Here is a 13388-nt window from a genome sequence, read left to right on the forward strand (position 1 = left end):
GGTTCCGCTCCGGCGAGAGAGTTGCGCGGTCCGCCGCAGCCGCGTGCGGGCCATCGCCGTAATATGGACAAGCCGGAGTGGGGGGCCATGCCCCGCAGGCCACACCGTCCCGGTTGGCGGGTTGACCCCGGGCCTTCGCATGGCCACTATTTCGATGGAGGTGGCCATGTCCTCGAGGACCTGTCCCGGTTGCGGCGGGCAGTTCGACGAAACCCAGGACTCCTGCCCGGGCTGCGGCCGGTCGGGACCGGGAGACGGGCGCCCGGGTCCGGCAGGCCGGTCGTTCATCGTTCGAATGGTCCGTATCCTGCTCGAACCAGCGAAGCCTCCGGGGACCGCGGGGCTCTATGTCCGCGGAATCCTCCTGCTGATCCTGCTTGTGTGGGGCTGCAGCTTTACGCTGGGACCGGTTGAAGTCCGTTACGGATATGCCATGCGGTCCTTCATGCACCTGGTCGACCTCCCCTTCCACGAAGCCGGGCACGTATTCTTCGGCCTCGGTGGATCGCGCCTGCTCGCTTCGCTGGGCGGCAGCCTGATGCAGCTCCTGATCCCGCTGACATGTGCAGCGGTGCTGCTCCTGAAGACGAGGGATCCGTTCGGAGCCGCCATTGCGCTGTGGTGGCTGGGAGAGAGCATGATCGACCTCGCCCCCTACATCGCCGATGCACGGGCACTCGCCCTTCCGCTGCTGGGAGGGAACACCGGCGCAACCGCACCATACGGCTTCCATGACTGGAACTTCATCCTGTCGGAAACCGGCAGCCTCGAGAAGGACCTGCTCTTCGCGCGGGCGGCCGGCGTGGCGGGAGCCGCGGTCATGACTCTCTCCGTCTCATGGGGGGCGGCAGTGCTCATTCGCTCCTCCGGATCGAGCCGACCCGCATCCCCCCGGAATGCTTGACCCAGTCGCTGAAGGCGCATAACTTCGACCGATCCACAGGTGCATCCACCATTCGAAGGAGGCCGCGGGTGAGACTCCTGTTCATCAAGGCATGAACGGCCTCCTCCGTCCGCCTGCCGGGCGCAGGCGGGATCGCACCCCGGTAGAGGAGGCCCGGTCGCCCGGGCCTTTTCCGTTCTTGAATCCGATCGACGGCGGACATCCCGCAGTCGCAGATCCCTATCCATAAGAGGAGTGCACATGAGGCTGAACCTTACGATGATGACCGTAGCCGTGCTCGCATCGACGGCCTTTTCCGGCTGCATCACGGGCTATGCCGATGTCACCTGGAACAGCAAGTACGTATGGAGAGCGCTCGACTGCGTAGACGAGTCCGTGCTCCAGCCCTCGGTCTGGCTGACATGTTGCGGATTCACCGGAGGGATCTGGGGTAGCATGGAGCTGACTGACGTCAACGAGGTTCCCGGCGGTGACGAAAGGGAGATGAAGTTCACCGAGGTGGACTTCTACCTGAGCTATACCCGGCAGTGCGGGCCTGCATGCGTTTCCGCAGGAATAGGCGACTATGCCTATCCCAACACCGGCTCGAACTCGACTGCCGAGCTGTCCCTGGTCACATCTCTCGGCGTCCCGCTGACTCCGACCATCAGTCTCTACAGAGACATCAGGGAGGCTGACGGACTCTACACATCCGTCGGCATAACCCAGGCCCTGCCCGGAGCATGGCAGGCCTCAGGGGCCGTCTGCGTCTCCGCTCCCGTCCTCTCGGCATCGGCGGGATACGGCAACTCGCTTCACAACGGTTTCTATTACGGGTACCCCGAAGCCGCGCCTTGCGATCTTACCCTGAACGCCTCCCTGCCGGTCTCGGTCGGATCAGCACTGTACGTGACCCCCGCCGCACACTACGCGATGCTGCTCGACGGCGACATCAAGGATCTCTTCGAGGACGACTCGCAGGCCTGGGGCGGCGTGTCGGCGACCTGGTACTTCTGACGGCGCCCGGAGGAGGATACACATGAGCACCACCCCGTTCTGGATCGCAACCGTCCTCTACATCCTCGGCATGCTCCTCGTCGGGATCCTCACCCGCGTGAAGAGGCACATCCGAAGCAAGACCGACCCCCTGTCGACTGTCGAGTACTGGCTTGCCAAGAGGGAACTGCCTTCGTGGCGGCTCGCGATGTCCCTGACAGCCGGCTGGCTCATGCTGGGCTGGGTCGGATTCGGGATGTCGCAGGTCTACCTCTACGGAACTACTGGTCTGTGGATACTTCCCGTCCCGTGGTTCATCCTGTGCTTCATCGTCATAGCGATGGTGCCCTTCGTGAGGAGGCTGCCCGCTGTGAGTCTCCCCCAGGCCATCCAGATGCGATTCGGCCCCGGCGCCAGGACCCTGCTCGCGGTTCTTTCCGCGGGCGTGTTCCTGGCGTGGACGCAGGCCGAGCTCTTCATGGGCGGGACGCTGATGGCACCCTTCCTGGGCATCCCGGCCTGGGCCTGCATGATCCTGCTCGCCGTCCCGATAGCCATCTACACCTGCATGGGCGGCTTCAGGGCGATAGTGACGACGGATGTGCTGCAGTTCGCCCTGGCCGCGGCATTCATGGTCATCCTGGCCGCGACCGCCCTGACCGCAGCCTCGTCTGCCAGCGGCGGCGACATCATCGGCGCCCTGCGCCAGGCTGCACCTCCCTGGTCCGGGCAGGGCAATGCCCTGAACCCGTGGTTCCTGGGAGTGGCATTCCCCGTACTGCTCCTGATCGGCTACCTGCCGGGATGGCTGATAGAGCAGGATCTCATCCAGCGTGTCCAGGCCATGAGGTCCACCAGGGAGGCCCGCAGGGGGGCGATAGTCGCCCTGTTCCTCATCACGACGTTCGTGCTCGTCCTGCCGAGCATCTCTGCTTTCTGCTCGCTGGTCGCCTTCCCGCCTGTGGACGGGGTCCCTCCCGAAGCCATAGGCGGCAGCGCGCTCGGCATCATCCCGGCACTGATAAACACCATGCCGATTGGCCTGGCGGTCTTCATGATGGTCGGGATAATGGCCTGCCAGATGTCCACCGTGGACACGTTCGCGCAGGTCACGGCCATGCCGGTGGCCTACGACCTGGTCGAGCCCGGACAGGTCAGGCGCGGAGTGCCTTCCGACAGGAGGCTCTCGACCACCAGGGTGATCTCGGTGCTGTCCGTCCTCGCGGCGCTGGCCTGCGCCCTGATCAGCACCTCCCTCGGCGACGTCTACTACATCTCATCCGGAGTGCTCTCGGCATGCATCGCGGTGCCGGCCTTCTTCATCTTCTGGAGGAGGACCACCCTGCCTGCGGTCGTCACGGCCGCTCTGGCGGGTCTCGTCGGCACAGTCGGGATGTACTGGTACGAGTACAAGTACCTGCAGTTCGCGGATCCAGCCCTCCCGCACTACTACACCGACGTGCTGCCGGCATGGCTGGCCGGGGCGTACGGCTACATCTACGTCGCCTCGGGCGTGGTGATCTCGGTGATACTCATCGTCCTGGTGAGCCTCCTGACGAAGCGGCCTCCGCAGGAGAGGCTCGATGCCGTGAGCGCCCGGCCTGTCGACGACTTCAGGGAGTTCGTGAAGGGATCGACGGGGATCTGAACAGCCGTGGAGAGGGGCCGGGCGATCGGCCCCTCCCGCCCGGGTTGCATCCCGGGGGTGCATTCTGCAGAATCCGGTCGGATCGTCCTTTCCGGCATACCGGTTCGATCGGAGGCTCGATGGGCAGGCTCTCGTCTCTCGCTTTCACGCTCCTGGCCGCTGCGGCGGCCCCGGGTGCGACTCTCGCACAGACGGAGTGGACCGGCTCCGGCGTCCCGGGTCCGGCCAGGGAGTTCGGCTCCGGGTTCGCATCCGCTGAAGGCGTCGACTGGCTGGGGTCGCCGGGGGCCCTGACCCTCGACCGTGATCCTCTGGTCCACGGCGTGGATGTGATCCAGGGAGGCATCTCCTCCCTCGCGGCGGCAGACATGGACGGGGACGGCGACTGCGATCTGGCCGCGTGCGCCTTCCGGGGACGGATCGTCCTCTACGAGAACACCGGAGGCGGTCTGACCTTCGTAGTCCATCCCCTCTACACCCCCGAAGCCTTCGGACCCGAGCGGATCGTCGCCTCCGACATCGACCGCGACGGCGACACGGACATCGCAGGCACTTCCCGGGGAGACGGGACGCTCGCCTGGTGGGAGAACGCAGGGGGCCTGCCGTGGATCAGGCACGATCTCGATCCCGGGGCGGGCACGCCCTTCCCTCTCGACGCGGGTGACATCGACGGGGACGGCTCGGACGAGATCCTCGCAGGCCTCGAGATGCCGGGGCGCCTCGTGATTATGGATCGTGACGCCGCAGATGCTGGATGGACAGCCATCGAGGTCGACGGAGACCTCCCGGCGCCCCAGTGGGTCGAGATCCTGCCTGATGGAGGCCTGCTCGCCTCTTCCTTCTCCGATTCCACGGTCTATCTCTACTCGATGGACGGGGACGGATGGGACCGGACGGCAGTCGCCCGCGCCCGCGGACCTCTCTGCGCGATCCCGGCCGACATGGACGGAGACGGCGGGAGGGACCTGGTTTTCTGCTCCGCCTGGGAAGACACCGTCTTCTGGAAGCCGCTCGCCGAAGGCGGCGCCTCCACCGTGATCTCGACCCTGACGATGGCCCCCGGCGGGCTCGCCGCGGCCGACGTCGACGGCGACGGGGACACCGATGCGGTCGTTTCTTCCGAATCGGCGGGGGAGGTCGCCTGGTTCGCGAACTGCGGGGATGGAAGCCGCTTCGCCCCTCACTACGCCGCGCAGATCGCGGGCTGTTCCTGCGTGTCGGCCGGCGACCTCGACGGCGACGGTCTGCCTGATGCAGCAGCGGGTTCGATCGACGACGGATCGCTGATCTGGGCGACCCTGGGCGAGTACGGGGAAACAGGGAGCCTCACCTCGTCGATCGTCCATCTCGGCCCCGATCCCGCATTCGCCAGCCTGTCATGGGAGGGGGACGCGCCGCCCGGGACCTCGGTCCGGCTGTCGGTCAGGATCTCCGCGGACAGGACGCGGATGGGATCCTGGACGGAGGTCTCCGGCAGGGATGCGGACATCTCGCATCTCCTCTCCGACGGCGCCGTCTTCCTGCAATACAGGATCGAACTGGCATCGACGAGCAGGAACGCGACCCCGACGGTCGAATCGGTGACGCTCCGGACCGGGTCCGCATTCTCCCTGTAGACGGTCTCTGCCCGACGCTCCCGGCCGCTCAGGGCTTATCGGCCCTGAGGCTGAAGATGAGCGGGATCCCGGCGAGGGTCTCCGGAAGCCTCCACATGCCGTCCTCCCCGCACATCATGGCAGGCAGGGCCTTCCAGTGGATGAAGTCGAACTCGTGCAGGAAGCGGATGGTGAGACCCGAGTCGACGAGTGCGCCGGCGACGCGTGAAAGCGGCCACTGGAACTCCAGCGTCGGGTTCTTCGTGAGATAGCTGCCGTCCGCGTAGTCGGGGAAGTCGGCCGGCCACTCGACCGGACCGGAAGGGAAGTAGGCGTTCCTGACCACGAGGCCGTCGGCCTCGTCGTCGAAGACGTTCATGAACGGGTGCGACTCCATGATGTAGAAGGTCCCGCCCGGCTCGAGGTATCGCGCCACCAGCCGGCCCCACATGTCGATGTCCGAGATCCAGCAGAGCACGCCGATGGACGTGTAGACGATGTCGAAGGTCTCGTCGAGGACGCCCGGCAGGTCGAACAGGGGGGACTCGATGAAGCGCGCCGGCAGGCCGGTGCGCACCGACAGGTCGCGCGCGATCTCGAGCGACTTTCCGGAGAAATCCACTCCGGTGACCGATGCGCCGAGCCTTGCGAGGGCCAGCGTGTCCGTCCCGATGTGGCACTGGAGATGGAGCAGGCGCTTTCCGCGGATGTCGCCGAGCTCGGCGACCTGGACCGGATCGAGGCGGTGCCCCCCCGAGAGGAGGGCGGAGGTGTCGTAGGCCCGCCCGTGCACGGGGGCCACTTCGTCCCAGTGCCTGAGGTTCACCCGCTCGGCTTCGAAGTCCCTTGCCACTGCTCCCCCTTCCCGGCGTCGGCGCGTTCCGGCATCAGGCCCTGGCGCGCCGCCTGCTCCTGAGCTCCTTCAGTATCTCCTCGGATACCTGCGAGGGTACCGCCTCGTAGCGCTCGAAGCGCATGGTGAAGGAGGCGCGGCCCTGGCTGGTGTTGCGCAGCTCGGTGGCGTATCCGAACATCTCCGCCAGCGGGATGTGCGCCTTCAGCACCTGCGCGTTGCCCTGCCTCCCCATGGAGGTGATGCTGCCGCGCTTGCTGTACACGGTTCCCGCCACCGGCCCGGAATACTCCTCGGGAGTTGTCACCGTGACGTCCATGAGAGGTTCGAGGAGCTGGGGGGCGCCGTTCATGAACGCACGCTTGAAGCCCTCCGAGGCACATCTGCGGAAGGCCATGTCCGACGAGTCCACCTCGTGGAAGGAGCCGTCGAGGAGGATGGCCCTGACTCCCACCACCGGGTGGTCGGCCATTACGCCGCGCTCCATCGCGTCGGCGATGCCCCTCTCGACCGAGGGGATGTACTCCCTCGGGATGCTCCCGCCCTGTACGCGGTTCTCGAATTCGAAGCCCCGCACCGAGGGCAGGGGCTCGAGCCTCATGACGACATGGGCGAACTGCCCGCGGCCCCCGGTCTGCTTGACCAGCCTCTCGTCCACCTCGGCCGGGGTCGTGATCGTCTCCCGGTAGGCGACCCTGGGGGCCGAGGTGGCCACCTCGAGCCCGAACTCCCTCTTCAGCCGCTCGACGAGGATCTCCAGGTGCAGCTCTCCCATTCCCGAGATGATCGTCTCCGAAGTGTCGCGATCCATCGCCACGGTGAAGGTCGGATCCTCGTCGGCGAGCTTCGCGAGTGCGTCGGATAGGCGCTCGCGCTCCGACGTCCGCCCGGGTGCCACGGCCATGCTGAGCACCGGGGCCGAGAACTCCATCGAGTCGAGGACGATCGGATCCTCCCGGGTGCAGATCGTGTCGCCCGTGCTCGTCTCGGAGAGGCCGATCAGGGCGCCGATCTCGCCGGTGAAGAGGGCGTCGATGCTCTCCCGCTTGTCGGCGTGCATCCTGAGGATCCTGCCCGCACGCTGCATGCAGTCCCGCGAGGAGTTGTAGACGTGCGAACCGGCCGTGAGCGTTCCGGAGTACACCCGTACGTAGACGAGTTTACCGACGTGCTTGTCCGTGACGACCTTGAAGGCCAGGGCGGAGAGTCTGCCGGAATCGTCCGGCACCCGCTCGGTTTCGCCGCCCCCGGGGGTGGTTCCGATGGTCGGGGGGAGGTCGAGGGGGCCGGGAAGATAGTCCACCACCGCGTCGAGAAGTCTCTGCACTCCGATGTTCCGGTACGCACTGCCGCACAGCACCGGGCATATCGCACCCGTGCGGGTGCCGCGCCTCAGGGCCGCCGTGAGCTCATCGGAGGAGACGGCCTCTCCGGCGAAGTACTTGTCGAATAGGTGCTCGTCCACCTCGCTGGCATGCTCGACCAGGCTGTCGCGCCAGCGGGCGGCCTCGTCGGCCATGTCGCCGGGTATGGAATCCTCGCGCCATGTCGTGCCGGAATCGTCGCGCCCGTAGTAGACGGCGCAGCCCTTCACCAGGTCGACGATGCCCCTGAAGGAGTCCTCGGAACCGATCGGGAGCACCACGGGGACGGCATTGGCGCCCAGTTCCTCGCGCACGGCGCGGACCACGCCGAAGAAGTCCGCCCCCAGGCGGTCCATCTTGTTCACGAAAGCGATCCTGGGGACGGAGTACTTCTCTGCCTGGCGCCAGACCGTCTCGGACTGGGGCTGGACCCCTCCCGCGGCGCAGAAGAGAGCCACGGCACCGTCGAGGATCCGGAGGCTCCGCTCCACCTCTACTGTGAAATCGACGTGTCCCGGAGTGTCGATCAGGTTCACCATGTGGCCGCGCCACTCGAATGTCGTCGCGGCGCTGGTGATGGTGATCCCGCGCTCCTGCTCCTGGTCCATCCAGTCCATCACGGCCCTGCCGTCGTGGACCTCGCCGAGGCGATGCGTCTTGCCCGTGTAGAACAGCATGCGCTCGGACACCGTCGTCTTTCCGGCGTCGATATGGGCCATTATCCCGATGTTCCGCAGGTTTCCCAGCGGGAACTCCCTCTTCACGTCTTCCTCCGCATGCGGGACTGGAATGGAATCCTCGAGGCGAGAGGCGGCAATATAGGGAATTCCCCCGTCAGGAGCTACCCGGACGGTGTCGGGGAGGAATGTGACTTAAAATATCAGAAGATGCAGGCCTTCATCCGGGCCCAGGTGGAAGGCTCGAGATCGCTCGTGAAGGCTGTCACCGTGAAATGGTACATGTCCCATACCGTGGATCCGTAGCCATACTCCACAGGATCTCCCATCCCAGCCCCCCGGAACCAGAAAGACACCATGTCTCCGGGAGATACGTAAACATCTGCAACAAGCGTATCCGAATAGGAATAGGACGGAGCGCTGCTGGAAATGCTCAGGAGCGACTGACTGCTCCCATTCACATAGCAGCGGATCCATGCTGTCGTATAGCCATTCATGGTGAGCATCTCGATGGTCATCGGGATCTCTATGAGGAGGTGTTCGACGCCATCAGGCACGGTGATGCTGTCGGAGAACAGCTCGGCCCAGTCAGACCCACCCCACGATGCAAGGTCGCAGTGCGCGTGCCCGGGAAATGTCCAGGGACTGGTACCGGTCATCGTCCACCCGGGGGGCTGTTGGGTGAAGTCGAAATCCATCAGGACCTGATCGGCGACGACCGAACCCGTGAGGATCATCGCGAGAGCAATACAGCGCATCTCCCCCTCCGATCGTCGATCCTTCGGGGGTTCCGCAGGGTTGTCGATATGAGATCCGGATCCCCGGAAGGCATGACAACTCGATACTCAGGCTCATATACACCATCAGCCGGCCTCTGTCACCTTGTCGACCAGGCCTGATACAGGCACCGACGTGCGCAAGGGGTCAGGGGATGCGGGCGAGCGCCTGGTCGAGGTCGGCGATGAGGTCGCTGACGTCCTCGATCCCGACGGAGTAGCGGACCAGGTCGTCCGTGATCCCCGCCGCGAGCTTCGCTTCGGCACTGACCTTCGCGTGGGTCATCGAGGCCGGGTGCTGGATAAGGGTCTCGACGCCCCCGAGCGAAACGGCGAGGACTGCCAGCTCGACGTTGTCCATGAGTATCCTGCCGGCTTCGAGGCCGCCCTTCAGCCCGAAGGAGATCATGGCTCCCGGCCCCTTCTGCTGGCGTTTCGCCAGCTCGTGCTGGGGGTGGGAGGGAAGACCCGGGTACCTGACCCAGGCGACGGCGGGATGGTTCTCGAGATGGCGCGCGATCTCCATCGCGTTGGCCTGCGCGCGCTCCATCCTGATCGCGAGCGTCTTCAGGCCGCGGATGACGAGGAATGCCTGATGCGGGTCCATGTTCGGCCCCATGCTGGTCATCACGCCGTACATCCGGGCGTGGTCCCCGGCGGTCTTCGCGACTATCACGCCCCCCACGACGTCGGCGTGGCCGTTTATGAACTTGGTGACGGAGTGGAGGACTATGTCGGCGCCGAGCTCCAGCGGCTTCTGCAGGTATGGGGAGCAGAAGGTGTTGTCGACCACGAGACGTATGCCGTGCCTGCGGGCGATCTCCGCACAGGCCGCTATGTCGGTGATGGATATGGTGGGGTTGGCCGGGGTCTCGACATACAGCAGCTTCGTGGACGGGCGGATCGCCGCTTCGATCAGCTCCAGCCGGCTTGTGTCGACGAAGGTGGCTTCCACGCCGAACCTCGAGAAGTGCTTCTCGAGAACCCCGCGCGATGCACCGTACACGGCGTCGGTCGACACAACATGAGCCCCGGCCTCGAGGAAGGCCATGTAGACGGTGGTCACGGCTGCCATGCCGCTCGCGACCGCGATACCGCCTGTTCCACCCTCGAGGGCCGCGACTGCGTCCTCCAGGACCCTTATCGTCGGATTCCCCAGGCGGGTATAGATGTAGCCGTCGCTCTCGCCGGCGAAGCAGTCCGCCCCGTCCTGTGCGTCCCTGAACGCGAAGGTCGAGGTCTGGTAGATGGGAGTGTTCACGGACATGAGGGCATCGGGCTTCTGTCCAGCATGGACCAGCATGGTGTCGAACCGGGTGTCTCGCCTCAAGGGTATCCTCTCTCCTTTGATACCGGCGGAATCCGCCGCAACAGACGCGACTGCGGCCCTGGACCGCGTCGGGAACATTCTCCATCGGGTTTCGAGGATATCCCGGGGTGCCGGGCCGGTCAAGGCGGCCGGCCCGGCTGAAGGAACAGGTCAGAGCTTCCTGGCCCTGACCTTCATGCTCCAGACCTTGCCTTCGAGCTTTCCAGCCAGACCCTCCACCATCCCGCGGCTTCCGGACCCGCAGCAGCCCGGTCCGGTATCGCCTGCGAGCTTCAGCTCCGATTCGACCATGTCCCTCATCTGCGCGCCATCGAAGACCATCCGGCCCAGGACCTCGATGTCGGTCAAACCGGCCTCCGCAAGCCCGGCCAGGTATTCCTTCTCCGATATCGCCCCGGAGATGCAGGAGGAGTACAGGGCGGCGTTCTCCAGGACTTCACGAGGCAGCCCCTCGGCGACCATGTCGGAGACGACCATGGTGCCGCCCTTCTTCAGCACCCGGGCTATCTCCGCAAAGACTCTCGGCTTCTCCGGCGAGAGGTTGATCACGCAGTTCGAGATCACCCAGTCGACCGATCCGCTCTCGACCGGGAGATCCTCGATCAGGCCCTTCCTTACCTCGATGTTGGAGAACCCGGAGGCTTCGATGTTCCCGCGGGCCCTGGCGATCATCTCGTCCGTCATGTCCACGCCGATGACTCTTCCCGTCGATCCCACCCTGCCGGCCGCGAGCAGGAGATCTATCCCCGCCCCGGATCCCAGGTCGAGGACCACCTGCCCCTGCTCGACCGCTGAAAAGGCCAGGGGATTGCCGCAGCCGAACGAGTTCTCGACCGCCTCCCGTGGCAGCGAGGCCAGCTCCCTGTCTGAGTAGCCGGCCAGCTTCGCCGCGACACCCTTCTGCACCGGCGCCCCGCATCCGCACCCGCAGCCCGTCCCTGCAGCCACGGCGCGCGCGTAATCTTCCGAGACAGCCTTCCTGATCTCTTCACTTGCCTTCTTCATCGATCCCGTCCTCCCGATAGCTCCGACATCAGAGGTCCGAGCAGTTCCCTTACCATGGATGTGATCGCCTCGGCCCGAACCAGCGCGAGGCAGCACGAATCCCCGCAGCCTCTGAGGCTGACGATTGCCAGCTTGTCTCCTGGGCCGATGCCGGCCTTCTCCCTGATGTCCTTCGGCAGGACCATCTGTCCCCGGTCGTCCACCGAGACCAGTGCCTCGACCCGGCAGCAGGGTTCCTCGGGAACAGAGCATCCAGGCTTGTCCTTATCCGCGGCCATTTCCACTCCCCTGAAAGCTGTGCGCCACTGCATCTTCCGTGAACGATCAACTAAATCAGTATATGCTGAAATTTCAGAAATGTCAACAAGTGCCCGGGCCGGCGGATGACCGGCCCTGCGGTTGCCGGTACTTCATGGATCTAAGGCGTTCCTTGATCGTTCCCTTACGATCCCGCTCCATCCTCGGACCGGAAGGGGCGCGATGGATCGGAGGAAGCCCTGGATCCTGTTCACGTGCACAGGCAACTCCGCGGCGGGGACCGGGAGCGAGCGGTTCGAACCATTCCGCGGACTATCCCGAGGGCATAGCGAGGATCAGCCTGGCGATCGGCGAGAAGCCCCTCTCTCATCCGCTCGTCATGATACCCATCGCGGCCGCGAAGGTATGCTCGATGCTCGAGGATGCGATGAAGGGGCTGGTCGCGGGCTCGTCCACAACATCGAGCGCGCCGGCGACAGGATCGTCAACATCTGCGAACGCATCGCCTTCACGGCCACCGGGGAGCTCAGGGACCTGGACTAGCGTGCGGCGTTGTCCCTGCGGCCTTCATTGGTGAATATCACGGCATGGCGAGTGAAACCATAAAGCGAGGCCTTCCGGGACTGCACCTGCTCGTAGTGGACGACGAGCCAGGGATCAGGAAGACCCTGACATACTGCCTCGAAGAGGACGGCCATTCCGTGGTGGCCGTCTCCTCCATCCCCCAGGCTCTGACTGAGGCGGCCAGGCGCCCCTTCGACGGCGCCTTCGTCGATATCAGGCTCGGCACCGGGAGCGGCCTCGACCTGATCCCGGCCCTGCTCGATGAGACGCCGGGGATGAAGATCATCGTCATCACCGCCTACGCATCGATAGAGACGGCGGTCCAGGCGATGAGGCTGGGTGCTGCCGACTACATCCCCAAGCCGTTCGGACCCGATCAGGTGAGGATGGCCATCCGCAGGGTCTCGGAGATGAAAGATCTCGAGGGAAGGATCCGCGACCTCTCCGAAGAGCTCTCCCGGCTGGCTCCGGAGGTGTCCTTCTCCACATCGAACCCCGCTATGAGGAGATGCCTGGAAACCGCTCACCAGGTGGCCTCGTCGGATGCCTCCGTGCTCCTGACAGGCGAGAGCGGAACCGGGAAATCCATCCTCGCCAAGGCGATCCATCTCTGGAGCCTGAGGTCCTCCGGGCCGTTCGTCCCCGTATCCTGCCCGTCCATACCGCCCGAACTGCTGGAGAGCGAGCTGTTCGGGCACTCGAAGGGAGCCTTCACAGGAGCCGTGGGCGACAGCCCGGGCAGGATAGCCTCCGCCGAGAGGGGTACCCTGTTCCTGGACGAGATCGGCGACCTTCCGCCCCCCCTCCAGCCAAAGCTCCTGAGATTCCTTCAGGACCGTGAGTACGAGAGGGTCGGCGACTCGCGCACCCGTCGGGCGGATATCAGGATCATCTCCGCCACGAACTCCGACCTCGGGGCGGCCGCCGCGGCGGGAACGTTCAGGCAGGACCTCTACTACCGCCTGAATGTCATCGAGATCCGGATGCCGTCCCTCAGGGACAGGGTCGAGGACATCGTCCCGCTGGCCGGGATCATGCTGGGGCATTTCGGCTCCCTGAACCACAGGCGGGTGTCCGGCTTCTCGGACGAGGCGACGTGCGCTCTCCAAGCCCACAGCTGGCCCGGCAACCTGAGGGAACTGAGAAATGTCGTCGAGAGGGCGGTGATCCTTTCCAAGGGGGGCGTGATCGGAACCGAACACCTGCATGGCCTCTCGGGCGGGCACCCCAGGGAGACGAGGCTAGGCGACCATCTCCCGATCGCCGACATCGAGGAGGAGCACATCAGGCGCGTCCTGGCCTCGACCCGCACGCTCTCCGAAGCTGCGAAGATCCTCGGGATCGACGAGACCACGCTCTGGCGGCGCAGGAAGAACTACAACATCTAGCAGCCCCTGCAATCTGCAATGATCCCGACATCCCTCCATTTCATCCCGCAA

11 protein-coding genes and 1 pseudogene are annotated in these 13388 nt (G+C 65.3%); 6 read left to right on the plus strand and 6 right to left on the minus strand.

The window, feature by feature from the left end; translation table 11 throughout:
* Positions 1 to 139: 139 nt before the first annotated feature.
* The 4 genes from QUS11_09650 to QUS11_09665 all read left to right on the plus strand — a co-directional run bounded on the left by QUS11_09650 (position 140) and on the right by QUS11_09665 (position 5143).
* Positions 140 to 904 (plus strand): hypothetical protein, encoded by a 765-nt coding sequence (locus QUS11_09650; GenBank protein ID MDM7993567.1) that lies wholly within the window; start codon positions 140 to 142, stop codon positions 902 to 904.
* Between the two features lie 240 nt (positions 905 to 1144).
* On the plus strand, positions 1145 to 1900 hold the full coding sequence (locus tag QUS11_09655; GenBank protein ID MDM7993568.1) for a hypothetical protein: 756 nt from the start codon (positions 1145 to 1147) through the stop codon (positions 1898 to 1900).
* A gap of 22 nt (positions 1901 to 1922) precedes the next feature.
* Positions 1923 to 3527, plus strand: a complete 1605-nt coding sequence (locus QUS11_09660) for a sodium:solute symporter family protein (GenBank protein ID MDM7993569.1) — start codon at positions 1923 to 1925, stop codon at positions 3525 to 3527.
* 119 nt (positions 3528 to 3646) lie between these two features.
* Positions 3647 to 5143: a VCBS repeat-containing protein gene (locus QUS11_09665; protein ID MDM7993570.1), complete on the plus strand. Its 1497-nt coding sequence runs from the start codon at positions 3647 to 3649 to the stop codon at positions 5141 to 5143.
* A 28-nt stretch (positions 5144 to 5171) separates the two neighbouring features.
* Here QUS11_09665 and QUS11_09670 read toward each other — a convergent pair whose 3' ends face one another.
* The 6 genes and pseudogenes from QUS11_09670 to QUS11_09695 all read right to left on the minus strand — a co-directional run bounded on the left by QUS11_09670 (position 5172) and on the right by QUS11_09695 (position 11405).
* Positions 5172 to 5975, minus strand: a complete 804-nt coding sequence (locus tag QUS11_09670) for a class I SAM-dependent methyltransferase (protein MDM7993571.1) — start codon at positions 5973 to 5975, stop codon at positions 5172 to 5174.
* Between the two features lie 48 nt (positions 5976 to 6023).
* Positions 6024 to 8103, minus strand: a pseudogene (fusA, locus tag QUS11_09675) (elongation factor G).
* A gap of 116 nt (positions 8104 to 8219) precedes the next feature.
* Positions 8220 to 8774, minus strand: a complete 555-nt coding sequence (locus tag QUS11_09680; GenBank protein ID MDM7993572.1) for a hypothetical protein — start codon at positions 8772 to 8774, stop codon at positions 8220 to 8222.
* 166 nt (positions 8775 to 8940) lie between these two features.
* Complete coding sequence (locus tag QUS11_09685) at positions 8941 to 10122, minus strand: PLP-dependent aspartate aminotransferase family protein (protein ID MDM7993573.1); 1182 nt, start codon at positions 10120 to 10122, stop codon at positions 8941 to 8943.
* A 150-nt stretch (positions 10123 to 10272) separates the two neighbouring features.
* Positions 10273 to 11127, minus strand: coding sequence for an arsenite methyltransferase (gene arsM / locus QUS11_09690; GenBank protein ID MDM7993574.1), 855 nt, complete (start codon positions 11125 to 11127; stop codon positions 10273 to 10275).
* Positions 11124 to 11405: an HgcAB-associated protein gene (locus tag QUS11_09695; GenBank protein ID MDM7993575.1), complete on the minus strand. Its 282-nt coding sequence runs from the start codon at positions 11403 to 11405 to the stop codon at positions 11124 to 11126. The genes arsM and QUS11_09695 overlap by 4 nt, the downstream gene beginning before the upstream one ends.
* A 385-nt stretch (positions 11406 to 11790) precedes the next feature.
* Here QUS11_09695 and QUS11_09700 point away from each other — a divergent pair, with 385 nt between their 5' ends.
* Positions 11791 to 11928 carry a hypothetical protein gene (locus QUS11_09700; protein ID MDM7993576.1) on the plus strand — a complete coding sequence of 46 codons (138 nt, stop codon included), beginning with the start codon at positions 11791 to 11793 and terminating at the stop codon, positions 11926 to 11928.
* A 44-nt stretch (positions 11929 to 11972) separates the two neighbouring features.
* Positions 11973 to 13337: a sigma-54 dependent transcriptional regulator gene (locus QUS11_09705; protein ID MDM7993577.1), complete on the plus strand. Its 1365-nt coding sequence runs from the start codon at positions 11973 to 11975 to the stop codon at positions 13335 to 13337.
* Positions 13338 to 13388: the final 51 nt, after the last annotated feature.

The sequence above is a fragment of the Candidatus Fermentibacter sp. genome, assembly GCA_030373045.1.
In the GTDB taxonomy this organism is placed as follows: domain Bacteria; phylum Fermentibacterota; class Fermentibacteria; order Fermentibacterales; family Fermentibacteraceae; genus Fermentibacter.

What these genes read in the sequence shown, in the direction of transcription:
- QUS11_09650 (MDM7993567.1), top strand. Translation starts at nt 140, where the DNA reads ATGGCCACTATTTCGATGGAGGTGGCCATGTCCTCGAGGACCTGTCCC.
- QUS11_09655 (MDM7993568.1), top strand. Translation starts at nt 1,145, where the DNA reads ATGAGGCTGAACCTTACGATGATGACCGTAGCCGTGCTCGCATCGACG.
- QUS11_09660 (MDM7993569.1), top strand. Translation starts at nt 1,923, where the DNA reads ATGAGCACCACCCCGTTCTGGATCGCAACCGTCCTCTACATCCTCGGC.
- QUS11_09665 (MDM7993570.1), top strand. Translation starts at nt 3,647, where the DNA reads ATGGGCAGGCTCTCGTCTCTCGCTTTCACGCTCCTGGCCGCTGCGGCG.
- QUS11_09680 (MDM7993572.1), bottom strand. Translation starts at nt 8,774, where the DNA reads ATGCGCTGTATTGCTCTCGCGATGATCCTCACGGGTTCGGTCGTCGCC.
- arsM (MDM7993574.1), bottom strand. Translation starts at nt 11,127, where the DNA reads ATGAAGAAGGCAAGTGAAGAGATCAGGAAGGCTGTCTCGGAAGATTAC.
- QUS11_09695 (MDM7993575.1), bottom strand. Translation starts at nt 11,405, where the DNA reads ATGGCCGCGGATAAGGACAAGCCTGGATGCTCTGTTCCCGAGGAACCC.
- QUS11_09700 (MDM7993576.1), top strand. Translation starts at nt 11,791, where the DNA reads ATGCTCGATGCTCGAGGATGCGATGAAGGGGCTGGTCGCGGGCTCGTC.
- QUS11_09705 (MDM7993577.1), top strand. Translation starts at nt 11,973, where the DNA reads ATGGCGAGTGAAACCATAAAGCGAGGCCTTCCGGGACTGCACCTGCTC.